Origin of the sequence: Bdellovibrio sp. HCB209 (assembly GCF_047306065.1) — a bacterium.
GTDB lineage: Bacteria > Bdellovibrionota > Bdellovibrionia > Bdellovibrionales > Bdellovibrionaceae > Bdellovibrio.
The window spans coordinates 1,454,048-1,479,873 of record NZ_CP178618.1; the positions used below are offsets into that span (position 1 = coordinate 1,454,048).

Genomic DNA, 25,826 nt, shown 5'->3' on the forward strand with positions numbered 1-25,826 from the left:
TGAGAAAGTAAACTCATATGCTTGATGTATTCCAGGAGGAGTCATGCAGATTCAGTGCGATTGCGGAAGTGTGAAGGCAGAGCTTAAAAATTTACCTCAGAATACGCCAGGGCGTTGCGTTTGTTACTGCACGGACTGTCAGACCTTTGCGCATCATTTGGGGCGCACAGAACTTTTGGATGAGGCTGGGGGAACAGAGATCATTCCTGTTTATCCGGTAGATATGAAAATTCAAGCGGGGGAGGAGTTGCTGAGATGTGTGCGTCTGTCTCCGAAGGGACTTTTCCGCTGGTACACGTCTTGTTGCAAAACTCCGATGGGGAACACGACTCCGGGATTTCCTTGGATTGGTTTAAACGGCGTTATTGTTGAAAGAGACGAGAGCAAGAGAGCGCAGTTCTTTGGGGAAATTAAATCCCGCATTGAAGGCAAAGGCGCGATTAAAACTCCACCAGCTGGTACGTCGATGAAAACAAGCTTTAAGGATCTTTGGGTGATTCTGCCGTTTTTGTTAAAAGGATTTATCGGCAAGAAGATGAAAGTGTCGCCGTATTTTATGGCAAATGGCGAGACGCCGGTTAAGACGCCTCAGATTATGCCATTAGAGGAGCGCAATCGCATTCGCGAAACGATTTTGCAATCACGCTCGAAAAACTAGTTATTGAATAGAGGTTTTACCCACAAAGTTTGCTCACGACCTGGGCCCACAGAGATCACGTCGATCGGTGTGCCTAGTTGTGAACCCACGAAGTCGATAAAGTTCGTTGCAGGTCTTGGTAGATCTGAAAGAGTTTTAACTTTCGTCAAATCTTCTTTCCAACCCGTCATCCACTCGACCACAGGCTCTACTTTTTCAAGTTCATATGGAGATGTTGGAAGCTCATTTACGATTTCGCCGTTGATTTTGTAAGCTGTGCAAACGCCGATACGATCATGACCTGACAATACGTCGATCTTCATCATCGCAAGATTTGTGATGCCGTTCACGCGGATCGCGTATTTCAACGCCACAAGATCCAACCAACCGCAACGACGAGCGCGACCTGTCGTCGCACCAAACTCGTGACCGTCTGCTTGAATCTTTTGTCCCACTTCATCGTGAAGCTCTGTTGGGAAAGGACCCGAACCCACGCGAGTTGTATAGGCCTTAAAGACACCGATAACTTTTTGAATATTTGTTGGACCAACACCAGCACTAACGCATGCATTTGCTGACAACGTTGATGAAGACGTCACGAACGGATATGTTCCGTGCAAGATGTCTAGCATTGTTCCTTGAGCGCCCTCAAACATCACGCGTTTGTTAGCTTTCAAGGCTTTAGAGATAAACAATGAAGTGTCTTTAGCGCGGTAAGGAGCCAAGTCCTCGGCCACTTCTTTCAATTGCTCTAGCAATTCATCCAGTTTGAAAGTGGAAGTCTTGTAGTAGTTCTCAAGCATGAAGTTTTTTTCACGCAGAGCTAGTTCCAATTTTTCTTTCAAAGTTTTTGGATCAAAGATATCGCCCAACAAAACCGCTCTGCGAGAGGCGCGGTCTTCGTAGGCTGGGCCGATGCCTTTGCCCGTTGTTCCGATCTTACCACCTTGAAGAGCGGCCTCACGGGCAGCATCCAAAGATTTGTGATAAGGAAGAATGATCGTTGCTGTATCAGAGATCAAAAGTTGTTTTGGATTTTGCAGGTAACCACCAGCGATCAAACGTTTGATTTCATCGCGGATGCTGAAAACGTCGATCACAACACCAGAAGTGATCACGCAAGTTGTGTCAGGGCGTAAGATACCACTTGGAACCAAGTGCAAAACTGTTTTTTGGCCGTTCACCACAAGCGTGTGACCTGCGTTGGCTCCGCCTTGATAGCGAACCACCATGTCTGCTTTTTCTGCAAACACGTCGACCAATTTACCTTTACCCTCGTCGCCCCACTGAGCGCCGACTACCACGATTCCTGACATCTTAAATCCCTTCAAAAGCGCTTGAAGCAAAGCGCCCGGGACAAGACGATAGGAAGCGGGGGATTAAATGTCAAATTGTCTATTTGTCAAAAGGCGTAGCTCCGTACCAAGGGGCCCTTGGCGGGAGGGTGTCAGAGGTGCTGCCATCGACGAAAAAGGCCATCAGCTTGTTTGCCGCGACCTGACTCGCTTTGAAGAATGCATCTTCAGTATTTGCTCCAATATGCGGAGTCAGAATCACGTTCGGGTAGTTGAGGAGGTTTGAAGTGCGCGGAAGAGGCTCCTTCTCGAACACATCGAGTCCTACAGCTCTTAACCATCCGTTCCCCAATGCCTCACAGAGGTCATTTTCGTTAATAATCGATCCACGAGATGTGTTTATTAAGATTATGCCGCGGTGAATGTATTCAAAGTGTGAACGATCTAGCATGTGCTCAGTTTCCAAAGTTTTTGGAACATGAAAGCTAATGACATCAGATGTCTTTAAAACTTCTTCGTAACTTAAACGCGGGATGTTTAAACGCTCAAAGTTTTCATCAGGCGCATAAGGGTCGTAAGCGACAACATTCATGCCGAAAGCTTGAGCAAAATCAGCTACGCGTGAGCCAATGCGGCCCAAACCAACGATTCCATAGGTGCGACCCGATAATTCAATTCCTGTGATGGAGTCACGTTTCCACTCGCCAGCTTTAACCATGCGGTGAGCCGGCATGATGTTGTTTACGCAAGCGAGAACGAGGCCCCAAGTCAGTTGGGCAGCGGATTGAACATTGGCAGTTGGCGTGTGCATCACCGTGATGCCCCACTTTTCAGTGGCAGCCAGATCAATGTGATCAAAGCCACTTGTGCAAGTGATGATAAGTTGTAGCTGACGAGCCTTTTGCAAAAGCTCCTCGTTGATGACAGTGCGACTGCGAATGATGAGGGCGTGCGCCGATACCAAATGCTCTAATGGCAAATGGATGTGGCTATCACTGCGAACCACTTCGAAGTTTTCGTTTTGCTGCAAGTACAGAAAGCTGTCTTGAGCAAAACGATCTGTAATCAGAATTTTCTTTTTCATGGATTTTGCTCCAACCACTGACGACCTTCATCGACGACCATGGAGATCTGTTCCAGAGTCAAAGAGCCGGGATCAAAGGTGCGCAAAGTTTTACCCAAGCAGTCTAAGAGTTTTAGCATTTCGCCGTCTTGGATATAACCCATGTGACCGATGCGAATGATTTTGCCTTTGGCTTGGTCTTGGCCGCCCATGATAGTGATGTTGTGAGTTTGCTCAAGTTCTAGGCGAATTTTTTGTCCATCCATAACTGTCGGAACCACAAGAGCTGTGACGGAATCACTCGGGGATTTTGCGTACAGAGTGAAGCCCAAACGTTGCGCGAAAATACGGGTGAATTCAGCTCTGCGATGAATGGTGTGGAACAGGGAATCCAAGCCTTGCTTAGTGATCAAATTCAAAACCACATCCAAAGCACGGATCACAGCCACATTCGAAGAGAAGAAAGTCTCACCAGCGATGTTTGCCTTTTTTTCCTTGCGAACGTCATAGTAAAAACGCGGGCATTTTGCGGTTTCAAAATAGGCTTGAGCTTTTTTCGAGAAAGAAATGAAAGCCATGCCGGTTGGAAGCATAAAGGCTTTCTGAGAGCCCGCAACCAGTCCGTCAATATTCCACTCATCCATCGGAAGTGGATACGCACCCAATGCTGTGATCGCATCGACTAAGAAAAGAGTTTCGTATTTAGAAACAACAGCCGCGATCTCTTTGATCGGGTGAGCAACAGCGGTGCTGGTTTCGCAAGCTTGGCATAAAACAGCGCGAGTTTCAGGGAAGCGTTTTAAATGATCTTCGACAGATTCTGCCTTCGCAGCCTCGCCCCAAGGAACACTGATCACGGAGACATCGGCGCCAAAAGTTTTTGCCATTTCGGCCCAACGCTCGCCGAATTTTCCAGAGACAATTGCCAAAACTTTGTCACCAGGAGAGATCGTATTTACCAAAAGTGCTTCCATGCCGCCGGAGCCCGTGCAGCTTAAAAGATAAACATCTTCTTTAGTTTGGAACACAGAGCGAATTCCAGTAAGAACGCGCTTTAAAATGACGTCAAATTCCGGTGTGCGATGGTGAATCATCGGTAGTGCCAATGCTTTACGCACCTCAGGATGAAGATTTACGGGACCCGGAGCTAACAAGCTGTATTCGTCATTGAATGATGTCATTTTTCTTCCTTGATCTCTTCTTCAATTTATACTCAACTGGGTCCGTGGACGCAATACTTAAAGGCTCTCGTGGTCTTCTGATTTTTTCAGTTTTATTTCTGCAGCTTCTTTCAGGCTGTGCGTATCAATTGGGCGTTGCCAGTCGTACAATTCCTGGTGGTTACAAGCAGATCTCTGTTCCTGTTTTTAAAAACAGAACTCAAGAGACGGGGATTGAGGTCGCGTTCACGAATGGTTTGATCCATCAATTCCAGCGCTCTCGTGTGGCCCGTGTTGTGGACAATGCTTTGTCTGAAGTGGCTGTGATTGGTCAGATCGATAATATTCAATATTTGCCAGGCGCAAAACGTATCGCGGGTGACGCGTCTTCATATTTACCTGAGGGAACAGTTATTGCGTCAGAGTATCGTATTCTTCTGACAGTAACTGTCAGCGTCGTGAGACAAGCTGATGGCACGCAGTTGTGGGCGGGAAGCTTCACTGGTGAGCGTACTTATGCAGCACCTCAGGTAACGCTTGCTGGCGTAAACACGGTAGATCCGCTTTACAATCTATCTGCCCGAAGGCAAAACATTGACCTTATGGCGAACGATCTGATGCTTGAAGCTCACGATCGTATTACTGAAAATTTTTAAAAGTTTAAGATGGCATTAATTGATTCACAGAAATTCTACAAAGACTTGGAAAAGGGCAACCTGGCTCCAATGTACTTCCTTTTTGGGGAAGAGCCGTATTTGTTGAATCAAAGTGTCGAGCGTTTCAAATACGCTGTCCTCACTGAAGGTGCGATCGATTTTAATTACAGCTTGTTTTACGCCAGTGACGCCGACATCGTGCAAGTGCGCGACGGTGTTGAAACCTTACCAATGATGGCGCCACGCCGTTTGGTGATCCTGAAGGAAGCGCAAGAGCTCACAGACAAAGAATGGGCTCAATTAGAACCTCTGATCGAGGAACCGGTTGAGAGCACGTGTTTTGTGATCCTAGCTTCACGCGTGGATAAACGTAAAAAACAAATCCGCCAACTTTTGGACAAAGCCGAATGCGTCGAGTTCAAAAAACCGTACGAAAATCAAATCCCATCATGGATCAACTACATCGCTGAAACCTTGGGTTTGAAAATCTCTAACGATGCGATTCACTTGTTGCACAAACTCGTGGGCCACCATCTGACAGAGATCGAAGCTGAGCTAAAAAAGCTAGGTGAATTCGTAGAGGGTGCCCGCCGTATCGAAGTATCTGACGTAGCTCAAGTAGTCTCCAGATCCAAAGAAGAAAGCGTTTTCGATTTCACCAAAGCCGTAGGCATGAACGACCGAGTGAAAGCTTTGGAATACCTAGTTCACTTGTTGGACCAAGGCCAAAACGAAATCGGTATTATCTCTTTAGTAGCTCGCCACATCCGTATTCTGTTAACAGTAAAAAAAGGAATGGAAGAAGGCCTGCACGGAGCAAAACTAGCTCACTACGCCCAAGTTCCTCCATACTTCCTAGAAAACTACGCAGAACAATCCCGCCTGTGGACTGCAAAAAAACTAGAACAAACAATTGTCGTTCTCTCCGAAACCGACAAAGCCCTAAAATCATCACCGCTTTCCAGCCATATTTGGCTAGAAAATATGGTCCTAAAAACCTGCACAGCTTAATTTCAGTGAAAAAGGTCCATCTGCTGCGTTGTCGTGCGGCTTCCTCGCTCCGACGTGCCTGGGGCACGCCTGCGCTGTGGGAGCCTTCTCCGCCTTGCACCTGAACCTTTTTGACTGAAATTACCTTCTCCGAGAATGGGTAAGGGGAGGGGGAGTCCGTATTTCGGGTCGTTTACTATGCAAAAACTTAACTTTACAAAATGTACCGAATTCGGTACGTCTCTCCAGAGGATCATCCCAAGATGTAGATCTCGGGAAAAAGCGATTGCGCGAACTATTGGAGGCGGCAAATGGCTAAGATTAAGAAAATCAAAGTAAGCAGAAATCCCAAAGATTTAGCTACGGACTTAGGATTGCCTCCCAGTATTGCCATCGAATGGGAAATTCGTCGCCTAGTCACAGAAAGAATCATCCAAGTAGCAGAATCCCAAGGATTGCGAGTTACCACAATAGCCCTAAAATCCGAAACATCCCGAGCCAGAGTAACCCGCATCCTAAAAGGCGACACCGAAGGCATAAGCCTAGATGTTCTTTTAAGGATCCTAGGGTCCATGGGCCAAAAAGTAGAAATGAAATTCAAAGCCGTAAGCTAAGATAACGAAGTCGAATCTCAACCTCTCCAACGAAGTCCGTTTTTATGAGTCTGCGAAGCAGACGAAGTTCTTTTCCCAATGTGAACGATGAACTCTGTTCTTGGACTTGGCTGAGGGGAAGGGCTGCTTGTGCAGCGACCTCCGTCGGCGCAGGATGCGCGAACCGCCAAAGGCGGCGACGGTGAGCCCGGATGGCGTGTCGCGGAACAAGCAGCCCTTCCCCTCAGCCAAGGCCAAGCCCCGAGCCCCACCGTCTCAAAGTGAGACAAAGAAACAAGACTGCATTACCACCGTCAAAAAACCGATAAGTCCCTCATGGCGAGTGACTTTCAGAAGATCAACATTCCAAGCGTAGAAGAAAAAGCCGGTGGTTTCCGCCGTCAATATCCTCGTCGCGCGATGAAACGCAAAGTAGGAGTCCTATGTGATGGCTCTTATTTTATCGTGGATTCTGGAGAGATCGGTGAAGGGGGGATGTCTATCATCTCCGAGTTCTTGCTCAATGAAGGTGACGAAGTCGTCGTCAGCTTTCAAATTCCGAACGGGGATTTTACATTCCTGCGAGGAGTGGTTCGCTCCACTCAAAAAAAACAGGGTGACGCTACGGTCACCCATGGTCTTAGTTTCAGTAACATTACCTTCGCTACAAAAAGACAAATCCGTTCCTTCGTATCGGCACGGAATCAATCGTCTTCTTCAGCAGCTTAAGCAGCCACTAGAACAAACAAAAATAGGGCGACCAAGGGTCACCCTATATTCGTTATCGTTTAACTACGTTAATTACTTAGTAGTTGCGCGAGTAGAAAGACGGCTGATTTTGCGAGAAGCCGTTTCTTTTTTGATAACGCCAGTTTTAGCAGCTTTCATTACTTGAGCAGTGAAGTTCTTCAACAACTCAGGAAGAGCTTTAACGTCTTTAGCTTCGATAGCTTTAACAAGTTTTTTCTCAGCTGTTCTTACAGTGCTTTTACGAGCATTGTTTACTGCTGTTTTACGGATAGATTGACGAGCTCTTTTTGCTGCTGACTTATGATTTGCCAAGGTATAGCCTCCACTTAATCTTTATAAACGAACCAAAGGGATTAACATACGGTGTCTGTGGAGGCAAGCGGATTAAAAGAAGATCGCAAAAAGGTCTTCAAAAGAGCCTTTTTTATGGCGGGTGGGACCCTAACTAGCCGCATTTTGGGCTTATTCCGCGATATGGCGCTGGCCGCCCTGTTTGATCGTGCGGTGACCGATGCATGGACCGCTGCCTTCCGTTTGCCTAATTTGTTCCGCCGACTTTTTGGTGAAGGCTCGCTTTCTGTGAGTTTCATTCCCGTTTTTATTGGAGCTCAGGCCGAAGACCCCTCGGGGAATCGCGCGCACAATCTCGTTAACGCCATTTACACGTTATTACTGATCTTCTTAGGAGGTCTGACCTTGTGGGGGATTATCAGCATGGAGCCGCTGCTAAAGCTGCTTTTGGCGGATAATTACGTGCTCGATGTTGAAAAATGGAATCTGACGGTTCGTATGGCGCGAATCATGTTCGGCTTTGTCTTTTTCGTCTGCTCTTACGCTTACTTTATGGGCATTTTGAATGCTCTCGGAAGTTTTGCACTGCCAGCTCTGGCTCCCGCACTTTTAAATATTGCGATGCTTGTTTTCACCTTTATGCCGGCACATTGGTTTCCAGAAATGGGAGACGGGCTGGCATGGGGTGTATTTGTCGGGGGAGTCTTGCAGGCCGCCGTTTTGTGGTGGGCTTTACGTCTGCGCAATTACTTACCTCGCTTTGGTCGTCAGATTTGGAATTCTGATGTTCGCTTGGTGCTAAAAAATATGGTGCCGGGATTGTTGGGCACGGGGTTGTTACAGTTAGCGACGTTGGTGAACCTGCATTTTGCGAGTGGTTTGGGCGAGGGCGCTCTTTCCTATATTTATTGGGCGGATCGTTTGTTGGAGTTGCCGCTGTCTTTGGTGGCGGTGAGTTTAGGGGCGGCCTTGCTTCCGACCTTGAGTGATTTGGCTCACAGAAAACAACTGACGCAATTTCAAAACGTCATGCGCGAACATTTCTTGCTGAACCTTTATTTGGCGTGGCCCGCAGCGATTGGGTTGTTCTGTTTGGCACAACCGATTGTCGAGGTTTTATTTTACCGAGGTCATTTTTCTGCCAGTGATGTTGCGGCGACAGCGATGGTTCTGAAAGTTTATGCGGCAAGTTTGATAGTTGTTTCTTCGGTGCGTGTTTTAGTGCCGTCGTTTTATGCGGTTAAAAACACTTGGATTCCGGCGGCAACATCAGTTCTTGGTTTGGGGCTTCATATTGGTATGGCTCCGCTGTGGATTGAATCCATGGGGCTTCAAGGTCTGGTAATTTCAAGCTTGGTTGCAGCGACGGTTCAGTTGGCTTTAGTGATGGCGTTGATGAATCGCTTTGCAGTCAGCATGCAGTGGAAAGTTATCGCGAAAGAACTTAGCAAGATCTTGCTGGCGGGTTTTTTGATGGCGGCTGTCGCGATTAGTGCGTCTGGATGGCTCACAGAGATCGCATCAAGTTTAGTTAAGTCTGCTCTTTTAACAGTCGTTATCTTGGTTTGTGCTTTGGTTTATGGATTTTCATCCCTAAAAATGAAAATCGAGCAGGCTCACTTCCTGCTCGATTATTTAAAACGCAAAAGAAACTCCTAAACGATCGTTTTGTCGATACCCAAGACAAGTTTATTCAACTCCACTGTTAAACTTTGAGCAGTGACGGCGAGTCCATTGATCTCTCCACCTGTCGCTGCAATTTCTTCCGATGAAGCCGCATTGGATTGTGAGGCCTGATCCAGTTGATTCATGGCTTTGCTGATTTGTTGAATGCCGGTCGTTTGCTCTGAGCTCGCAGCTGCGATTTCGTTGTTTAAGTCTGACACCTTTTTGATGGAGCTTACGATGTTCGACAGGACAGTGCCGCTTTGATCTGCGATTTCACTGCCACGTTCAATTTGCGAAACGGAGTCTTTAATAAGGGAGGAAATGTCTTTTGCGGAGGAAGCACTTCGTTGAGCCAAGGCGCGCACAGCCTCGGCGACTACTGCAAATCCTTTCCCTTGTTCACCAGCGCGAGCAGCCTCAACGGCGGCGTTTAATGCCAGCAAGTTCGTTTGAAAGGCGATGTCGTCGATCACGGAAATGATCTCTTCAATTTTTTTAGAAGACTGAGAGATTTCAGTCATCGCAGCGATCAAACTTTTGATATCCGCTTCTCCTTCTTCGGCCGCTTGGCGAGAAGCTCCGGAAAGACTGGCTGCTTGTTTGGCATTGTCTGAATTCATTTGCACCATGGATGTTAGTTCTTCAAGCGCCGCCACAGTTTCTTCGAGGGATGCAGCAGCTTCTGTTGAGGATTGGGATAAATTGTTGCTGGCTTCGCTTAGTTGTTCCACAGAGGAGGCGACATTGGAGCTTGCAGCCGTCAAGCGATTGGCGATACCCGCGACCGCACCAGAAAGTTTTGCCGCAAGTAAGCAAAGGAGCGCAAAGATAGTGATACCAGCAGCAACCGCTGTGATCATAAGGAGAGCGGAAGCTTTCTCTCTGAGATCAGCTGATTCCTTCTCCTGTTTTTTTGAAACGTCTTCATACATTTTTGAAACATCACGATTGAAATCTCGAATCACGTTGCCAACTTTGGCATAAGGGCCATAGAGGAGGACGCGAGCTTCCTTCAGTCGAGCTGCTTCGCCACTTTGAACGTCAGCGATGATAGCATCCATGGCACTGTAAAATTCGGGAATGGAGCCTTTCGCTTTGTCGTGAATTTCTGCTTCACCGGGCAGAAAGGGGGCGCTGGTATAACCCTTGTAGCCCTCTTTGAATTCGTTCATACCTTCGATGGCGGAATTCAGTCGCTTTGCACGTTCTTCAGGATTTTCTGTATCCATAGCGGCTAGAGCTTGATAGGCGAACTTATTCCGCGCTTGGCGCATTTCACCGATCACTTGAAGATTCGGCACGATGGAATCGCTATAGACATTTAGCATCGTATCGTAGCGATTCAATGTTACAATCGAAACGCCAAACAGGATGATAAATCCAACAACCGGAATAAATGCGGTGAAGAGGAGGCGGCCTTTGATACCGCGGAACCAACTCGAAAGACCTTTTTCAGACATGGGAACCCTCGTTTTATATTTCTTCAATCGTACGAGAAGGTTCGAAAAAGGCGAAATTACAATCTATTAAAGCGGGGCCGGGTGGCCCCGAAATTTATATTAAAAACCGTCCGTAGTGCCAACTTTGCGATCCATTTCGTCACCGAAAGGGATCATCTCTTCTGAGGAAGCTGGGACTTTTGAAGCTGCCACTGGTTTGTGGGCTGGCGCCTTCTTGATTTGCACGACATTCTTTTTAGCCGTGCTCGGCGTGAAAGACACTTTTTTCGCCTTTTCTGGAGCTGCTGTTTCCGTAGGAACAAGGTCTGACGTTCCATAGATAACTTCGTTCAACTCAACCGTCAGGCTTTGTGTTGTTGTAGCAAGGTTGTTGATCTCACTGCTCGTTGCCGCAATCTCTTCGGCAGAGGCTGCATTTGACTGAGAAGCTTGGTCTAGTTGGTTCATCGCTTTGCTGATTTGTTGGATACCAGTTGTTTGTTCTGAGCTCGCGGCCGCGATCTCGTTGTTCAAATCAGAAACTTTTTTGATGGAGCTTACAATGTTAGACAGCACAGCTCCGCTTTGATCTGCGATTTTGCTGCCGTTATCGATTTGCTCTACGGAATCTTTAATCAATGAAGAAATGTCCTTCGCTGAAGAGGCACTTCTTTGTGCCAAGGCGCGAACCGCTTCCGCAACCACCGCGAAACCTTTACCTTGTTCACCAGCGCGGGCAGCTTCGACAGCCGCGTTCAGTGCCAGGAGGTTTGTTTGGAAGGCGATATCATCGATAACTGAAATAATCTCTTCGATTTTCTTAGACGAGTGAGAAATTTCAGTCATTGCAGAAATCAGATTCTTGATGTCGCTTTCACCAGCTTCTGCTGAACTACGAGATGATGCTGACAAGCTTGCCGCTTGTTTTGCGTTATCAGAGTTCATTTGCACCATGGAAGTCAGTTCCTCAAGGGCGGCAACAGTTTCTTCTAGAGAAGCCGCGGCTTCAGTGGAAGACTGTGACAAGCTATTACCAGCTTCATTCAATTGCTCAACAGCTGATGCAACTTGATGGCTGGACTCAGAGAGGCGCTCTGATACATGGCCCACTGATTTAGACAAACGAATGGCGATGAATAGCAAAATACCAAAGATTGCAAAGCACGATGCACCTGTCGTCAGCATAACAATGTTATCAGTACGCGCGATGGTTTTTTCTGCCAATTCAGAATTTTCCTTGGCCATGGTTTCGTAGTGGTGCATGGCTGCGCCAGACATTTTCCCCATGATGGAGCCAATCTCCCACAGACGACCATCCAAGAGGTCCTTAACTTTTTCGTAGTTTTCGGGATTGCCAGTTTCGGCAAGAGCAGCGGTTTTTTCTAGAAGAGTATAGTACTCTTCAGCGACTGCCGAGGCCGCATTGTCAGTTTCTAAAAGTTTTGGCGGGGAGGGAAGGCGGCGATATTGTTCGAAGCCTTCTTTGAATTCTTTAGCGCCTTCACGAGCGATTTTTATGCGTTCTGCTCTTTTTTCTGCTGTAGGCATACTCATGGCAGCAAATACTTGATAGCCGAATTTATTACGAGCTTGGCGCATATGACCGATCGCTGTGATATTTGGAATCGTGTCGTTGTTGGCACTTCTAAGCATAGAGCCGACAGTGGTAAGGCTCGTGCTAGAGATCCCAAAGATAATACCAAAACCGATCATCGGAAGGACTGCCGCGAAAAGAAGTTTACCTTTGATACCCCGGAACCAAGACGAAAAACCATTGCGGTTCATTGCAATTATCCTTTTTTAAATTGTATTGAAGTTATAGAAGGAAGGTTCTGGAGTGCTTATAGTTTCGGCGACGATCAAGGAAACTTGAAGTCTAGTTATCAAATAAAAAAGAGATTGGAAATGCACTTCCAATCTCTTTTTAGAGGTTTACTTCTATTTAAATTCTAGAACCCGTCAGTTGTTCCGACTTTGCGATCGTTTGACTCATCATCAAACGGAATCATATCCGCCGCAGCTGAACTTTTTGCGGGTTTCGCAGGAGTGGCTTTGGGAGCAGATTTTTTAAAGTCATAGACCTTCGCAGCTTTCGCAGCTGGGGCAGGCTTGGATGACTTCGCAGGAGCCACATGGTGAGGTTCGTCGTGATTTTCTCCACCGTGCTTACCGTTGACGACTTCAGTCAATTCAGAAGTGAGTAATTTCGTTGTTGTTGCAAGACTGCTGATTTCTCCGCTGGTCGCCGCGATTTCTTCTGCTGACGCCGCATTTGATTGAGACGACTGATCCAACTGATTCATTGCCTTGCTGATTTGCTGGATACCAGTGGTTTGTTCAGAGCTCGCAGCGGCGATCTCGTTATTCAGGTCAGATACTTTTTTAATCGAGTTCACGATATTAGACAGAACAGTACCACTTTGATCGGCAATTTTGCTACCGTTGTCGATTTGAGAAACTGAGTCTTTGATCAGTGATGAAATATCTTTGGCAGAGGCCGCACTTCTTTGGGCAAGAGCGCGAACGGCTTCAGCGACTACTGCAAAGCCTTTACCTTGTTCACCAGCACGAGCGGCCTCAACCGCTGCATTCAGTGCAAGAAGGTTGGTTTGAAAGGCGATATCATCGATAACCGAGATGATCTCTTCGATTTTTTTAGAAGATTGAGAGATGTCTGTCATGGCAGAGATAAGGCTCTTAATATCGTTTTCGCCTTCTTCTGCAGATTGACGAGAGGAAGCTGACAAGCTAGCTGCTTGTTTCGCGTTGTCGGAGTTCATTTGTACCATTGAAGTCAGCTCTTCAAGAGCAGCCACAGTTTCCTCAAGGGAGGCTGCGGCTTCCGTAGAGGATTGCGACAAGTTGTTACCAGCACCGCTTAACTGGATAACAGCTGCGGAAACTTGGTGGCTCGACTCTGTGAGTCTGCTAGCTGCTGAGCCAATTGTTTTCGTCAAGCGGACAGCGATAAACATCAAGACCCCGAAAATAATCAAGCACGTCGCAGTTGTTGTCGCGATGATAATGTTATTTGCATTAGCGATGCTTTGTTTTGCTTCCGCGGTTTCTTCAACGGATTGCTTTTTGAAGTAGTCTACGGCGTTACCGTTCATTTTACGAATGACCGCGCCAAGCTCCATCACTCTTTTTTCCAGAACGGATAAAGCCAATTTATCGGATTCAGGATTGTTCTTAGCTAAAAGTGCCAGAACTTCTTCCATTGATTTACGATATTCGGGAGCCACTTGGTCACCAGCTTTATCAGAGTCGGCAATAGCAGGGGGGCTTGGTAGTTTTTGGTAGTTCTTTAATGCAACGAAGAACTCTTCCATAGATTCTGTCGCATCTTTAAGACGTTGGGCGCGCACCTCGGGAGCTGTCGCGACTGTGGTTGCTAGAACCATATAGCCATAGCGATTTCTCGCTTGGCGCATTTCGCCGATCTCAATCAAGTTGGCTGCGGTCTCGGTATTTGCTTTGTTAAGCATAGCTCCGAGCGAAGCCATATTAGTGTAGGAAATTAGAAAGGTGATGCTGAATCCCACCATAGGGAGAAGTGCAGCGAAGAGAAGCTTCCCCTTAATACCGCGAAACCACGAACCGAGCGAGTTGTCTTTCATAGATCTTAGTCCTGTCCTTTGACTGTTTTTTAACTCTTCGGCATGTTTTCTCGGGTTATCAAGAATCCTTGTCACGATCTTAATGTTCATCAAGAAATCTGGACGTAAACAAATAAAAAGAGATCAAGCCGGGGGACTTGATCTCTTAATGCTTCTTTCGAAACGTTTTAAAATGATATCTGTTAATTATTTAACTTCGGCCAAAGAGTTATAAGAGTCGGAAATCTTTTGTTGGCGTTCTACTTCTTTAGTCCAGCGATTAACTTCGCCTTTGTAGCCTTGCTCTTTGCCTTTCCATTCCTTCTCTTCAGACGCTAGATCGCGGATCTTTTTGTTCACTTGGTCGTATTGCTCTTTCAGAGTGTCACGACGAGACTGCCAGATTTTCTTTTCTTCGCCCAATTGGGACATTTGGCTTTGGTAGTCTTGAACGTTGGATTCACGTTTCTTTTGGTTTTCTTTGATCTTAGCGATCATCGCCTCCAATTCAGCGATCTTTTGGTTTTCAGCCGCTGTTTTGGATTGTTCGTCTTTGATCAAACCTTGCAGCTCGGTTTCTTGTTTGCCAAGTTTCTGCATAGATTTAGTGTTTTCTTCGGCTTGAGTAGCAATTTCCTTTTGCTGCTTTTCAACTGAAGATTTAGCTTTTGCCACTTCGTTCAAGTTACCTTCAACTGTTTTCAAGTTTTTTTGGTACTCAGACAAGTTGGTCTTAGAGTTGTTTAAATTTGATTTGATGCGATCCAAGCCGTCTTTCGCTGTGTTTTGTGCGAATGCAGCAGTGGAGAAGCTCAAAAGTACCGTCATTGTTGTCAGTTTAAGAGATGTTTTCATAAATATTTCCAATCCTTCCTTAGTGCTCATTCATACCAGCGACAGAGTTGTCCTGTGCGCATACGTTTTTCAAAGATGAACGATAGTGACCCACTTCGTCTTCCCAGATTTCACCTTTGAATTTCCAGTTAAGACTTTTTTCTTTTTCTACTTTAAGTTCAGGACGTTCTTTCGTGTTGATGTCACCACCAGCCATTTGATAGCGGATGTGCTCACCAGCACCAGAGTACAATTCATACTGAAGAACGTCGTTTTGGTCCAAGACGCGCGTCAAGTTTGCAACCATGGATTTGTAACCAGTTTGCAGTGCTTTACCAGCATCTTCACGTAAACCATCTTTTTCTTTTTCAATACGAGCGATACCTTGTGTGCGTAGATTTTTGATCGACGTACGGGCTTTGTTCGCGATGTGGTATTGAATTTGGTAGCTCAATAGTCTTTTCTCTGCGTCAAGAACTGCAGAAGACGGGGAGGCACCTGGTTTCATTTTAGCTTTAGCAGCTACCAATGATTTTGATGCTTCTGATTTTTTCGCCAAGAAGTCTTTTTCCATTTTGATCAATGTGAAAGAGATCTTATTGAATTTAGTAATCTCGTCTTCGTAGTTGTTGATTTGCTTTTGATAAGAAACAAATCCTGGGTTGCGGGCAAGTTCAACGATGAACGCGCGTGGCAAACCATCAACTTCTTTCAAGTCTGAGTTTTTAGCCCAGCTTTTTACAGTTTCGTAGTAGTCCGTTGGTTTTTTATGGGAAGTTTTAAAGTCTTCCAATTTCTTTTTCCAGGGACCGTACTTAGTACGCATTTCATTTAGAACTTGCACACCGTCACCGTATTGGCAAAGGTTCAAGTAACCCACTGTACGAACCACGAAGGATTCTGGGTTGAAAGCGTTTTTAAAGAAGTCTGTGTGAAGAGAGAACATGTTACCTGCTGCCCCTTCATAGTCTTCTGACAAGATTTGTGTCCAAGCGCTCTCAGTCATAGCTTGCAACCAAAGCGGGCTTGATCTGTCTACTTTCAAGTAAGACTGGAACGCCTCTTTGTACATGCTTTTTTGGAACTGGATACGAGCCATAGTGATCGCACCCACGTTTCTGATCTGAGATTTCTTGTCACCCTCAGTTGCTTTCAATAGCTTTTCGATATTGATCACAGCGTCGTCAACTTTGTTTTGACGATAGTTGAACAAACCAGAAAGCAATAAAGACTCTGGGTATTTTGGAGACTTTTCGTCGATGTAAGTCAAAGCGTCTTCCATCAAACCTAGATTACCGATGGAAGAGTAGTACTTCGCGCGAGTGATTTGATATTCATCGTTTTTAGACACATCAAGTTCGTACTTAGTTACAAGAGGATCAATCAATGCAATGTCAGACAGCTCCAAAACTTTGATGCCGTCAACCATGGCTTTAGTTGCTCTTTCTTGCCATTCTTTATTCTTAGTCTCTTGAGAAACTTTGATCATGTAAGTTCTGAATTCAGTATTCAGACCCATGCCTTTTGCTGTCATTGCATAGTTATAAAGGGCTTCCAAACGGTGCTCTTTATCATCCATCAATTCAGCAAATAGCCCCATCGCCAACTCATAGTTTTGTTGGACTTCGAGGAAGATCAAAGCTTGCAATAATTTATAATCATTAGGACCCATCTCATCCATTTTTTGCAGTGTCACCTGAGGTTCCACCATGGAAGGATCTTTCACCGGATCCATGATTTTTACATCTGGAATTTTTGTGAAAGCTTCTGGGTTTGTGATGACTTTAGGCGCATTAACAACCGCAGTGTACGGAGGAATGTGCATCGTCATCGGATTGATAGAAGGAGATTTTTTGATCTCTTTCACCACCACTTCGCGAGAAGCGGGTAGGCGAAGAGGGCTTAGAGGAATTGCTTCCACTTCGCGCTCAGAACCGATATTCAGTTCTGGAATCGCCTTTACTTTAAAGACTTCGGTTTTACCTTTAACTACTTTCTTTTGATAGATTTCGAAAGTAGGAACCAAGCTGCTTTTCACGCGAAGACTTGCTTCAGCGGGTGCACCCTGGTTTTTAACTGCCAGTGCTTTTTGTGGCACTTCTTGGGCGAACGCTGTGCTGCAAATCAAAGGCAGCACTAGCATCGCTTTCATTGGCTTTTTCATATAAGACCCCCCGGCCTTGGAAGAACTAAAAAACTTAATTCAAATTAATGCCAGTAAGTAAGACCAATCATAAGAGAGGTATCATTTACCATTTTCGAACCTAGATCACGCGCGCTGTAACCTGGGTTTTGCTTGTAAGTAAGTTGTTTTTGATCAGACCATGTGTTGATCAAGTCAGCTCTTACCGCAAAGTGCTCAGAGAAGAAAATCTGCTGGAATACACCAAGTTTATAACCAATAGAAGATTTCGATTCATCGCCTTCTTCTTTGATGATTTTATAGTTCACGTTACCTACACCTACTGAAAGACCCATGTCGAAGTAGATGATCGCTTTATCCAAAGCACTCATCTTTGCATAGAATGGAACCCAGATAGCAGATGCAAAGTAAGATGATTCAAGAACGTTATGATCCGGAATAGCTCCATACTGTGTTTGGAACTGTTTCGAAGCATCGTTATCGCTCAAGTTTGCAGAGTTGTAGTTCAACTCAAAACCCCAGCGTTCATTCATGAAATAACCTAAGTCAGCACCGAAAACTGTGCCTGAGCTATAAGCGTCGTTGAATGGAATACCACCACGAGCTGTTAGGTAAAAACGCTCTGCTTTTACGTAACGACGATTTTGTACCACGCCAAAGTCTTCGTCTTTTGCTGCCCAGTACTTGTTCTCTAGTTTTTTGATGTCAAGCTTATCGCTGCCACGTTGCTCAGTCGGTTTTGCCGCCGGAGTTGTTGCTGTTTGCGCAAATGCTTGAGTTGTCATCAAGATGCAGATTAGTAGTGTTTTCTTAAACATTTCGGTCTCCCGTCCTAGTTGGTACTTTTAAATAAGAATGGATATGTAACTAGCACGCGTGTTCCGCCTTGTGGGGCAGGGAACTTCCAACCAGCTACACGGTTCAAAATACAGCCTTCAACAGTTGAGTTTTTCAAAGTTGTATCGCCAATCAGTTGTTGTTCAACTTGACCAGAGCCACCGATCGTAAACTTCACGGCAACCTTACCGAACAAATCTGGGTTCGCACTCAATTGTCTTTCATAGCAGTAAAGGATTTGACCCAATTTAGATTTGATATACTGAGCGATAACCTCACGGTCTAAGCCCCCAGTAATTTCAGATTCCTCTTCGATCAAACCAACACCAGCATTACCAGTGCCACCAGCGGCCAATCCACCCATGCCGGAAGCGTTTTTACCGCCACCTTTACCATTCGTGGAAATCATCACTCCGCTACCGTTACCCGCTGCACCCCAGTCACGACCAGAGCGCTCGATGTTGCCCACAGCAGCCAAGCCACGACCGGAAGGACCGGAACCAGCTTTTACACCTTGAGCGAACATTACGTTCGAGCTTTTCGCGCCTTGCGCAGAAACTTTACCAATCAATTTTGAAATACGACCGTCAGAGATCGATTTCATCATGTTGGCAAGTTTGCCGCCACCACCACTAGCTGCTGTCTCCTGTTTAGGAGATGCCGCTGGAGGAGCTGCTGCAGCCATCTGCTTTTGCGCTTCGGCTTTTTTACGTTTAGGTTTAATTTCAGTCTTAACAATGATCTTTTGCGCGACTTTAGGCTGTTCAGGCATTGCAACAGTATGGACGTCTGTCTTAGGTCCAAACAATGCTGCTGTGATGAATAGGGCAGCCGCACCAAGCATCAAGACTACGCCTTTTTTGGAATCTTCATCTACCAGATTGGACGTGTTAAAGCGTCCCATTCTCGCAGCATCTTCCATAGAAAGCGTTCTTTGTGATACCTCTACGTCACCAAGGGTCTGACGGTGCCATTCTTGTGAAGGCACGCAAGACACTTTTTCGTTAGAGAAATCAGGTTTGAATTTTTTATTGATAGGCAGGATCTTAGTCTGCAAAACGCGACCGTTTTGTTTGACCATGAAAAGTTGGAATTTTTTAGTTCCAGCTGTTTCTTCGCTGCCAGTTTTTTCAAGACGGCTGTACAGGTTCGTCTCTTTTTTAAGAGGCTCGAAGTGTAGGGTGCAGTCTTCCAATGTCAAAGTAGTACTTTGAGTCAAGGCGATGGCTGGGGATTTTTGCAATCCGCTGGAGGTAGCCATATCCATGTCCACGTAATACCATTGACCGTTGCGATATTCAAAGACACCTTGAATACCTTTTGTCGCTGGAGCAATGGAAATCACATCTGCCAGGCGGGAAGAGCCGAACGTTTGTGTTTCGTTGCTAGGTCTCAATTTCCAAGTTTTTGCAGTCCCGTTTTTTAGAGACTGACGTACAATCAACGTGAGCATGATAACACCTCTAATAAGATCAAATATTAGTTATTCAAGTACAGAGCAGATTCTCTGATACGGCCGTCCATATCTTTTTGTACGTCATACAACGGCATAAATTTAATACCGCGTTTTTGTACGAGATATGCGCCATCAGGGTTTCTAACTGTACCCTTGAGGTTCATGTCACCAAAATTTACTTCTTGGACTTTACGGACTGTCTTGGATTTACCAAATGCAGTCGCCGACCCCAGAAGAATGAATACTGTCATCAAGTGGATGAAAGTTTTCACTTGTACCCTCCATACTACAAGTCTCCCGAAGTTACGTGCTGACCGACTTTGTTTTGATTTTTTAAATACTGTATTTTTTTATTCAACCATTCGCGCAAATCTGCTTGCGCGCTGCTTGCTTTGAATGCCTTTTCATAGGAATCCAACGCTAGCGTGGGGCTTCCTTTGAAAGTCTCAAGGATATGAGCTTGTTCAAGAAGATAGTCGACATTGTCTTTTTTGTTTGCGCTGATCAAATCCTTGATCGTCGCAAGAGCTTTATCGACTTGTCCTTTTTGAGCGTATGATTCGCTCAAGAGAGTTCCCACATTCAAAGTATACAACTGATCTTTATTCAGTGCAGAGAATTTTTCGACAGCTCGACTGAAATCTCCCTCTGAGAATGCCTTCACGCCAGAGAAAGTTTCCATTTCTGTCGAAGGCATTTGCATGTCCAATACCTTGTCAAAATATTGCATCGCGGATTTGATGCCATCGTCTTTATATGTCAAACGAGCTTTTTGATAAACAAAAGGAGACGCTTCAGGTTGAGCCTTCAAAGCAGCATCTACCAACCACATTGCTTTCTCGTTATAGCCTTTACCTTCAGAGCCAACGCTCGCAAAGAAAAGACCAAGGGCTCTTGTTTCTTTGTTCTTAGCCAGTTCTAGGCCCAATTTTTCAACGATTTCGAACTGTCTAGAACCATAACAATTTGCCGCAATTTCGAAAGTGTTTACTTTTGCGATTTGTCCAGTCATTACAGCCGTTTTGTTGCATGTCTTATTTGGACGAATCTCATAACGAGACACTTTACCAATCGTCATATCTTGGCTTTGTGGCAAGAACACACCGAACTTATCAGGAGCAGGGAAGTTCGCGATCGGAGTGATCGTTTTATCTACGCTGATAGTGTCGTAAGAACGAGTCGCCGTTGCTGTTTGGCCAACAGTAGCAGCCAACGTTTTCAACTTCGTATCGTTGTCTTTCTTTTTGTCTGCGATAGGGTCTGTTAGTTTAGCCAACTCACCACGCAATTGCTTTTGCTCATCCGGGCTCAATGAAGCCGGCAGAGGCATCGTCGTCAAAGACTCGATATAGTTGCCATACACACGGTCGATACCGCGCAAAGCATCCAATTGTTGGTAAGGGTCTTTGGACATTTTAAGAGCTGTTACGTAAGCTGTTTGTGCTTTGTCCAACTTTTCAGTTTTGATCGCAAGAACCGTCGCGAATTTCTCCTCACGAGCTTTTACGCTTTGAGAAATGAATTCTTTTTCTAGCACGGCTGCTTGGATCAGACGGGCAGCGGCACGAGTCTCAGCTGGAACGGAGCGACCGTTGGCTTTCATAGAAAGCTCAAACGCTGCTGTCATTTTGCCTGAGTTCAACAAGTTTTGTGCGCGCTCAATCATCGCCTCTGTTGTGTAAGGCTCGATGCCTTTTGCAGAGATTTGATTCAAGAGCTTATCGTATTCAGGGGACTTCTTATCGTTTTTATAAGAATCAAGAAGTTTACCGTAAATGCGCTCAGTTGTTTTGCTGTCAGCAGCAGACAGAATACCTGTGTAAGCCACACGAGCGTCTTTCACACGTTTTTCCATCACATAGATATCTGCGGCAGTTTCCAAGTATTGGTTACGGCCTTTTTTATCCATGTCAGCGACTTTAGATAAAGTCTCAGCGGATTTAGCGATTTGACCTACCTCAGCGTAAGCTTTAGCAGCGTCTTTCAAAGCATCCAGATTCTTTTTATCTTCTGGGAACTTTTGAACGTATTTGATCGACAATTCGGCTGCATCAAAGATTTTGCCTTCAGTGTACAGGATACCTAGAGCCTGCCACATAGCATCTTGTGATAGCTTAGAACCATCATGTTCTTTCGCGTAAGCGATAAGTTTTTCTGCAGCTTGGTCTTTATCACCAGTTTTAGCGAATTCCTGGATTTCAGTGAAATGCGCTTCTTCCTGGATCTTGTTCATGTTCTTTTTACGAGTCGCATCTGTTGTCGAGCTTGCGATTTGTTTCGAGAACTCTTTGATACCCACGAAGTCTTTTTTGATGTTAAGCATATCCAAAACCAGGTCTTCTGATTTTCTGCGGATTTCTTCGTTGCCTTTGATTGTCGTCAAAGGTTTCAACCATTTTTCAGCTTCAGGGTAGTTGTTTTCTTCATAGGCGATATGGCCCATTTTGAATTTAACCGCAGTCGCGTATTTACCCATTGGGTGCTTCGCCAAATAGTTGGCAGCAAGATCTTTACGCTCAGCCTCTTTCAAAGGCTCAGATTTTTTCTCGATAGATTTCTCTTTAGAGAAAAGGGCAGCGTAGTTCGCATCGTGGCGCATAGTCTCGTCAGTCGTTTTGTCACCGACCATTTTGTACTGAGTACTAGCTTCATCGAATTTACCCAATTGGAAAAGAAGTTCTGCGTAAGCAAAACGTGTTTTCAAATCTGGTTTCGCTGGATCTTCGTTATCAAGCATCAATTTAAACAATTGCTGAGTCAGGTTAGAGAACTCAGTGTTTTGTTTGTTCTTAAGCCAAATTTCCCACCATTTTTTAGCCATATCAAGGCTCGTGCGGCGGAAACCTTCATCACAAGAAGTGATAACGTCGTCTTTCTTTTGTTCTTTTTTCCAAGAAGAATCAGCACGGCACAGGTCTGAAGCGTAAGTCATATGCTTCAATACCAAGTCACGTTTTTTAAGCTGCTCATTCGCTTCAACCAAAAGAAGGTGGGATTTAACCACATTGGCACCTGATGGTTGTTTGTCGATGTATTCTTCAAGGAAGATGTTCATTTCTTTTTGACGGCTGTGCGATTCATAGAGCTTCGCAAGATACATCATCGATTCGCCAAGCTCGTCGCCAGATGTAATGTCGTCAAAGAAAGAGTAAAGCTTATTAGCAGGGTAGGAGTCGCCAATGAAGATCGTCAAGTCACGCAAAGCTTCTTTGCGAAGATTGTGACGGTTCGTTGGAACTTCTCCATCTTGAAGTGGTGGATTGTTTTTTACAACCTGAACCAATTTCTTGATACCGCATTCGCTGTCGCGCATGTTGTAGCAAGACCAAGCGGCCTTATACATACCGTATGAATAAACACGGCTGTTTGGGAATTTCTCTAGTTTTTCGAATTGCTCAAGAGCCGCAGCGAATTTGCCTTGGTCATAAAGCAACTCACCCAATGCCAAAGTACCATCTGGAACCAGTGGCGATTTTGGGAATTGAGTTAGAAGGCGTTGGTAAAGTTCATTTGAACCCTTCATTTGACCCACTTGTTGGTGAGCGAAGGCATTGTTGAACAGAACCTCATCCATGTAACGGAACTTTGGGAAGTCCGATTCGATTTTCGAGTAGATTTTGATTGCGCGTTTAACTGACTCAGTACCCTTTTCATTTGGAATCGGGAACGGGGACAGCTTCATCATTGGATTTTCACGATTCAAGTCAAAGAAGCGACCTGATTTCGAACGGCGCATGTAAAGCTCAGCCAAACGGTACCAGAGGTCCGCTTCGTTGGAAGAGCCTTTACTTTTTTTGATAACGGATTGAAGAGATTCGATCGCTTTATTTTCTGAGCGAGTGATCATAAGCTCAGAGCGTAGAGCTTTCTTTTCGTTCTCACCCTCGTCGTTCGACATACGAACTTCGGGGATGAGACCTTTTTCATTCTTTTCTGCAAAGCACAACAACGAGAAGAAATGGATAGCCAGGATTAATGTTAATGTGCTCAGTTTCATACGCTTATTCTCCGACCATGGTCACCAATTTCAACTGTGGAAAGCCAGCCATAGACGCCGTATACATAACTTTGCGAAGTGTTGCATATGGAAGGTCCTTGTCCGCTTGCAAAAGAATTTTTCCTTCTTTTACCCACTTTTCCTTTTCGGTTGAATTTTTGGCCATGTGGTCCAGTTTTTCGAATAACGGTTTAATAAAGTTCGCATCTGTAGACTCAAGGTCCTGTGGTAAGAACTCAGCGTCCTTTACGTCAGCGATTTTGTCTTTATCGATCTTCAAAGCCTCTTTGGATAAAGAGATTTTGACAGCTTCGACCGGATTCGCAGTTGTTGCCGAAGTCGGTAAACGCAATCCTGATTCAGGAATCATCTCGACTTGTGATGTGGAATAACTTTGTAGCAAGAACACTAGTAGGATCGTAAACATATCCGTCATAGACGTGATGTTCAGAGTGAACGTAGAGTTCTTTTTAATGTTCGGTTCAAAACGACGTCTGCGTGACATTGTTTTAGCCCTCCATCATGTTCGAGAAGATAACTTCTGGGAACATGTACTTCGTTTCAACATTCTTACCTTGTTTCGTGTCGAAAACAGGGAAGGTCACTTTGCTGTCGTGAGCTTGGCGAGCTTCGTCCATCACTTTAACGATGTCGTTGTAAGGAACCTTACCATCAGGATTCAATTCAATTTTGAATACTTCAGGGTTGGCTTTTTTTACTTCAACAAGTTTTGCGTGCAGAGTCGGCAAGTCGAAAGAACCATTTTTCAATGGAACTGACTCTGTGCTTTCTTTGCCAGCTTTGTTGATCACGACTGTGAAGCCCTCTTTCGAGTCGACTTCGATGGCGATAACCGTTGGAGTTTTTTCTTGGTCGTTGCGCTGAATCGCTTCAGACACAACTTGCGGTAGTTCCGTCTCGATCACCATCATCTGAACGAATGCAGACGACAACAATAGGACCGGTACTAGTTTTACCATCACGGCAAGTAGGGGAGCTAAGTCTAGCTCGAACTCACTGTTATGATTGATTTTAATTTTCTTAGCGCGTCTCATACACCCACCCAATTAGAATTAAAGTTCCATCTTGGAAATGCCCGAAGGCTTCAATTAAGAAGCCTTACCTGGAGCAGATGGAGGAGTTACAGTTGGAGCTGCAACTTGGTCAGGGAATACGTTTTGACGAGAAAGATTTGGAACGTGTGCGCTTGTTAGCAACTCTGCCAATTTACCGCATTTTTCCATCATCTCTTCCATCAACTCATTTTGGCGAGAAGTCAGGATAGAGAAGAACACCATCGCCGGGATCGCAACCGCAAGACCCAACGCTGTTGTATACATGGATACGGAGATACCTTGCGCCAACAATTGTTGCTTCATTGCAGGGTCTGCAGAAGCAACCGCTTGGAACGAAAGGATAAGACCGTGGATTGTACCCAAAAGACCCATCAAAGTAGCAACGTTGGCTAGCATTGAAAGATAGTGAAGACGTTTTGTGTACAAAGGTACGTTTTCAGACAATGCGATATCATGTGCTTGGAAAATAGTGTCGTCATCGCGGTCTGCTTTTTCAAGGATTGTCTTGAAAGCAGCTGCTAGAGGTTTTTTCTCAAGTTGTGCGCAAAGAAGCAAAGCCTCATCATGTTTTTTAGCCAACACAAGGTTTTGAACTTTACCCATGAACTCATCGACATTCATACCGTATTCTTTGTAGAGCATTTTTGCACGCTCTGCCACTAGAACAAGAGAACCGATACCAGTTAGAAGAATCAGCCAGCCTACGACGCCAGACTCATTCATGAACTTTAAGAATGCCATTTGTTTCCTCCTTGGAACCGCCACCGCGAGCCCATTTAGTTAATTGTACTGAACCAGTCTCAGGCACTTGGAGGAAACGAACAGCATAGTGCAAACCGGATTTCACGTTTAATCTTTGTTTCGAATAGTTCTTTCGGACAATTTCACATAGAACATTAAATTCTACAGGATTTACTTCTGAACTGCGGAAGTGAATCATAATTTTTTGACCTAAGTAGAGAAGAGGATCGTTCAACAGAACCAAAGCCCCGTTCTCACTCACGCTCAAAGTATGGCCATCAAAGAAAGCCTGATCATTGTGCGCGTAGATCGCCGTTTTTAAATCTCTGCGTGGGAATTTTCTCTCGATGAAAGCACCGGACAAATGGTCCTTCGTTTGAATCAAACGGGCCAAGCGGTCTTTCGAGAATTCCGGAAGCTCTCCCACCAGAGTCCAGTTTTCAAGATGCGGAGCCCAAGCATAGTTGTAGTCTTGAAGCTCAGCGTTTTGGATCATTGAGATCATGGATCTATATTCGTAGGGACCGTATTTCATGTCCCCGCGAAGGATATACCATTGCTCAAGATTTGCTGCTGCAGATTGTTCCCCACCCATTACACA

The 25,826-nt window shown here is 45.3% G+C and carries 23 protein-coding genes; 6 read left to right on the forward strand and 17 right to left on the reverse strand.

Annotated features, from left to right (window positions below; all coding sequences use genetic code 11):
- The first annotated feature begins 43 nt into the window (after positions 1 to 43).
- Positions 44 to 658 (forward strand): DUF6151 family protein, encoded by a 615-nt coding sequence (locus ACLVWP_RS07170; RefSeq protein ID WP_413560957.1) that lies wholly within the window; start codon positions 44 to 46, stop codon positions 656 to 658.
- On the opposite strand, the gene ACLVWP_RS07175 is transcribed toward ACLVWP_RS07170, so the two are convergent.
- The 3 genes from ACLVWP_RS07175 to ACLVWP_RS07185 all read right to left on the reverse strand — a co-directional run bounded on the left by ACLVWP_RS07175 (position 655) and on the right by ACLVWP_RS07185 (position 4,176).
- Positions 655 to 1,953 carry an adenylosuccinate synthase gene (locus ACLVWP_RS07175; RefSeq protein ID WP_413560959.1) on the reverse strand — a complete coding sequence of 433 codons (1,299 nt, stop codon included), beginning with the start codon at positions 1,951 to 1,953 and terminating at the stop codon, positions 655 to 657. The genes ACLVWP_RS07170 and ACLVWP_RS07175 overlap by 4 nt on opposite strands.
- Positions 1,954 to 2,032: 79 nt before the next feature.
- Positions 2,033 to 3,016: a D-2-hydroxyacid dehydrogenase gene (locus ACLVWP_RS07180; RefSeq protein WP_413560961.1), complete on the reverse strand. Its 984-nt coding sequence runs from the start codon at positions 3,014 to 3,016 to the stop codon at positions 2,033 to 2,035.
- Complete coding sequence (locus ACLVWP_RS07185) at positions 3,013 to 4,176, reverse strand: pyridoxal-phosphate-dependent aminotransferase family protein (RefSeq protein WP_413560962.1); 1,164 nt, start codon at positions 4,174 to 4,176, stop codon at positions 3,013 to 3,015. Before ACLVWP_RS07185 ends, ACLVWP_RS07180 begins: the two co-directional genes overlap by 4 nt.
- A gap of 44 nt (positions 4,177 to 4,220) precedes the next feature.
- Here ACLVWP_RS07185 and lptE point away from each other — a divergent pair, with 44 nt between their 5' ends.
- The 4 genes from lptE (at position 4,221) to ACLVWP_RS07205 (ending at position 7,123) form a co-directional block, all read left to right on the forward strand.
- Positions 4,221 to 4,811: an LPS assembly lipoprotein LptE gene (gene lptE / locus ACLVWP_RS07190; RefSeq protein ID WP_413560964.1), complete on the forward strand. Its 591-nt coding sequence runs from the start codon at positions 4,221 to 4,223 to the stop codon at positions 4,809 to 4,811.
- 9 nt (positions 4,812 to 4,820) lie between these two features.
- Complete coding sequence (holA, locus tag ACLVWP_RS07195) at positions 4,821 to 5,822, forward strand: DNA polymerase III subunit delta (RefSeq protein WP_413560966.1); 1,002 nt, start codon at positions 4,821 to 4,823, stop codon at positions 5,820 to 5,822.
- A 290-nt stretch (positions 5,823 to 6,112) separates the two neighbouring features.
- Positions 6,113 to 6,415 carry an XRE family transcriptional regulator gene (locus tag ACLVWP_RS07200; RefSeq protein WP_413560967.1) on the forward strand — a complete coding sequence of 101 codons (303 nt, stop codon included), beginning with the start codon at positions 6,113 to 6,115 and terminating at the stop codon, positions 6,413 to 6,415.
- A 315-nt stretch (positions 6,416 to 6,730) separates the two neighbouring features.
- Complete coding sequence (locus ACLVWP_RS07205; protein WP_413560968.1) at positions 6,731 to 7,123, forward strand: PilZ domain-containing protein; 393 nt, start codon at positions 6,731 to 6,733, stop codon at positions 7,121 to 7,123.
- Positions 7,124 to 7,195: 72 nt separating this feature from the next.
- On the opposite strand, the gene rpsT is transcribed toward ACLVWP_RS07205, so the two are convergent.
- The gene (rpsT, locus tag ACLVWP_RS07210; protein ID WP_413560969.1) at positions 7,196 to 7,456 is read right to left on the reverse strand and encodes a 30S ribosomal protein S20; all 261 of its coding nucleotides are present in this window, start codon (positions 7,454 to 7,456) and stop codon (positions 7,196 to 7,198) included.
- A gap of 57 nt (positions 7,457 to 7,513) precedes the next feature.
- Between rpsT and murJ the strand changes: the two genes are divergently transcribed.
- On the forward strand, positions 7,514 to 9,094 hold the full coding sequence (murJ, locus tag ACLVWP_RS07215) for a murein biosynthesis integral membrane protein MurJ (RefSeq protein WP_413561570.1): 1,581 nt from the start codon (positions 7,514 to 7,516) through the stop codon (positions 9,092 to 9,094).
- On the opposite strand, the gene ACLVWP_RS07220 is transcribed toward murJ, so the two are convergent.
- From ACLVWP_RS07220 to ACLVWP_RS07280, 13 genes are all read right to left on the reverse strand, one after another.
- On the reverse strand, positions 9,091 to 10,563 hold the full coding sequence (locus tag ACLVWP_RS07220) for a methyl-accepting chemotaxis protein (protein WP_413560970.1): 1,473 nt from the start codon (positions 10,561 to 10,563) through the stop codon (positions 9,091 to 9,093). The genes murJ and ACLVWP_RS07220 overlap by 4 nt on opposite strands.
- 99 nt (positions 10,564 to 10,662) lie before the next feature.
- Complete coding sequence (locus tag ACLVWP_RS07225; RefSeq protein ID WP_413560971.1) at positions 10,663 to 12,327, reverse strand: methyl-accepting chemotaxis protein; 1,665 nt, start codon at positions 12,325 to 12,327, stop codon at positions 10,663 to 10,665.
- A gap of 164 nt (positions 12,328 to 12,491) precedes the next feature.
- Positions 12,492 to 14,252, reverse strand: coding sequence for a methyl-accepting chemotaxis protein (locus tag ACLVWP_RS07230; RefSeq protein ID WP_413560973.1), 1,761 nt, complete (start codon positions 14,250 to 14,252; stop codon positions 12,492 to 12,494).
- A gap of 96 nt (positions 14,253 to 14,348) precedes the next feature.
- Positions 14,349 to 14,996, reverse strand: coding sequence for a hypothetical protein (locus tag ACLVWP_RS07235; protein WP_413560974.1), 648 nt, complete (start codon positions 14,994 to 14,996; stop codon positions 14,349 to 14,351).
- 19 nt (positions 14,997 to 15,015) lie between these two features.
- The gene (locus ACLVWP_RS07240) at positions 15,016 to 17,139 is read right to left on the reverse strand and encodes a hypothetical protein (RefSeq protein WP_413560976.1); all 2,124 of its coding nucleotides are present in this window, start codon (positions 17,137 to 17,139) and stop codon (positions 15,016 to 15,018) included.
- 44 nt (positions 17,140 to 17,183) lie between these two features.
- Positions 17,184 to 17,936: an outer membrane beta-barrel domain-containing protein gene (locus tag ACLVWP_RS07245; RefSeq protein ID WP_413560977.1), complete on the reverse strand. Its 753-nt coding sequence runs from the start codon at positions 17,934 to 17,936 to the stop codon at positions 17,184 to 17,186.
- Between the two features lie 14 nt (positions 17,937 to 17,950).
- A complete protein-coding gene (locus tag ACLVWP_RS07250) occupies positions 17,951 to 19,408 on the reverse strand; it encodes an AgmX/PglI C-terminal domain-containing protein (protein WP_413560979.1) in 1,458 nt (485 codons plus the stop codon).
- Positions 19,409 to 19,434: 26 nt separating this feature from the next.
- Positions 19,435 to 19,683: a hypothetical protein gene (locus ACLVWP_RS07255; protein WP_413560980.1), complete on the reverse strand. Its 249-nt coding sequence runs from the start codon at positions 19,681 to 19,683 to the stop codon at positions 19,435 to 19,437.
- Between the two features lie 14 nt (positions 19,684 to 19,697).
- A complete protein-coding gene (locus ACLVWP_RS07260) occupies positions 19,698 to 23,408 on the reverse strand; it encodes a tetratricopeptide repeat protein (protein ID WP_413560981.1) in 3,711 nt (1,236 codons plus the stop codon).
- A 4-nt stretch (positions 23,409 to 23,412) separates the two neighbouring features.
- Positions 23,413 to 23,913 carry an ExbD/TolR family protein gene (locus tag ACLVWP_RS07265; RefSeq protein WP_413560982.1) on the reverse strand — a complete coding sequence of 167 codons (501 nt, stop codon included), beginning with the start codon at positions 23,911 to 23,913 and terminating at the stop codon, positions 23,413 to 23,415.
- 4 nt (positions 23,914 to 23,917) lie between these two features.
- The gene (locus ACLVWP_RS07270; RefSeq protein ID WP_413560983.1) at positions 23,918 to 24,463 is read right to left on the reverse strand and encodes an ExbD/TolR family protein; all 546 of its coding nucleotides are present in this window, start codon (positions 24,461 to 24,463) and stop codon (positions 23,918 to 23,920) included.
- Positions 24,464 to 24,517: 54 nt separating this feature from the next.
- Positions 24,518 to 25,225, reverse strand: coding sequence for a MotA/TolQ/ExbB proton channel family protein (locus ACLVWP_RS07275; RefSeq protein ID WP_413560985.1), 708 nt, complete (start codon positions 25,223 to 25,225; stop codon positions 24,518 to 24,520).
- Positions 25,200 to 25,820, reverse strand: a complete 621-nt coding sequence (locus ACLVWP_RS07280) for a PilZ domain-containing protein (protein ID WP_413560986.1) — start codon at positions 25,818 to 25,820, stop codon at positions 25,200 to 25,202. Before ACLVWP_RS07280 ends, ACLVWP_RS07275 begins: the two co-directional genes overlap by 26 nt.
- Between the last annotated feature and the right edge of the window lie 6 nt (positions 25,821 to 25,826).

What these genes read in the sequence shown, in the direction of transcription:
- ACLVWP_RS07265 (WP_413560982.1), bottom strand. Translation starts at nt 23,913, where the DNA reads ATGTCACGCAGACGTCGTTTTGAACCGAACATTAAAAAGAACTCTACG.
- ACLVWP_RS07235 (WP_413560974.1), bottom strand. Translation starts at nt 14,996, where the DNA reads ATGAAAACATCTCTTAAACTGACAACAATGACGGTACTTTTGAGCTTC.
- ACLVWP_RS07175 (WP_413560959.1), bottom strand. Translation starts at nt 1,953, where the DNA reads ATGTCAGGAATCGTGGTAGTCGGCGCTCAGTGGGGCGACGAGGGTAAA.
- ACLVWP_RS07250 (WP_413560979.1), bottom strand. Translation starts at nt 19,408, where the DNA reads ATGCTCACGTTGATTGTACGTCAGTCTCTAAAAAACGGGACTGCAAAA.
- ACLVWP_RS07225 (WP_413560971.1), bottom strand. Translation starts at nt 12,327, where the DNA reads ATGAACCGCAATGGTTTTTCGTCTTGGTTCCGGGGTATCAAAGGTAAA.
- ACLVWP_RS07185 (WP_413560962.1), bottom strand. Translation starts at nt 4,176, where the DNA reads ATGACATCATTCAATGACGAATACAGCTTGTTAGCTCCGGGTCCCGTA.
- ACLVWP_RS07205 (WP_413560968.1), top strand. Translation starts at nt 6,731, where the DNA reads ATGGCGAGTGACTTTCAGAAGATCAACATTCCAAGCGTAGAAGAAAAA.
- ACLVWP_RS07200 (WP_413560967.1), top strand. Translation starts at nt 6,113, where the DNA reads ATGGCTAAGATTAAGAAAATCAAAGTAAGCAGAAATCCCAAAGATTTA.
- ACLVWP_RS07170 (WP_413560957.1), top strand. Translation starts at nt 44, where the DNA reads ATGCAGATTCAGTGCGATTGCGGAAGTGTGAAGGCAGAGCTTAAAAAT.
- ACLVWP_RS07245 (WP_413560977.1), bottom strand. Translation starts at nt 17,936, where the DNA reads ATGTTTAAGAAAACACTACTAATCTGCATCTTGATGACAACTCAAGCA.
- holA (WP_413560966.1), top strand. Translation starts at nt 4,821, where the DNA reads ATGGCATTAATTGATTCACAGAAATTCTACAAAGACTTGGAAAAGGGC.
- ACLVWP_RS07270 (WP_413560983.1), bottom strand. Translation starts at nt 24,463, where the DNA reads ATGAGACGCGCTAAGAAAATTAAAATCAATCATAACAGTGAGTTCGAG.
- ACLVWP_RS07180 (WP_413560961.1), bottom strand. Translation starts at nt 3,016, where the DNA reads ATGAAAAAGAAAATTCTGATTACAGATCGTTTTGCTCAAGACAGCTTT.
- ACLVWP_RS07240 (WP_413560976.1), bottom strand. Translation starts at nt 17,139, where the DNA reads ATGAAAAAGCCAATGAAAGCGATGCTAGTGCTGCCTTTGATTTGCAGC.
- ACLVWP_RS07260 (WP_413560981.1), bottom strand. Translation starts at nt 23,408, where the DNA reads ATGAAACTGAGCACATTAACATTAATCCTGGCTATCCATTTCTTCTCG.
- ACLVWP_RS07275 (WP_413560985.1), bottom strand. Translation starts at nt 25,225, where the DNA reads ATGGCATTCTTAAAGTTCATGAATGAGTCTGGCGTCGTAGGCTGGCTG.
- ACLVWP_RS07280 (WP_413560986.1), bottom strand. Translation starts at nt 25,820, where the DNA reads ATGGGTGGGGAACAATCTGCAGCAGCAAATCTTGAGCAATGGTATATC.
- ACLVWP_RS07230 (WP_413560973.1), bottom strand. Translation starts at nt 14,252, where the DNA reads ATGAACATTAAGATCGTGACAAGGATTCTTGATAACCCGAGAAAACAT.
- ACLVWP_RS07220 (WP_413560970.1), bottom strand. Translation starts at nt 10,563, where the DNA reads ATGTCTGAAAAAGGTCTTTCGAGTTGGTTCCGCGGTATCAAAGGCCGC.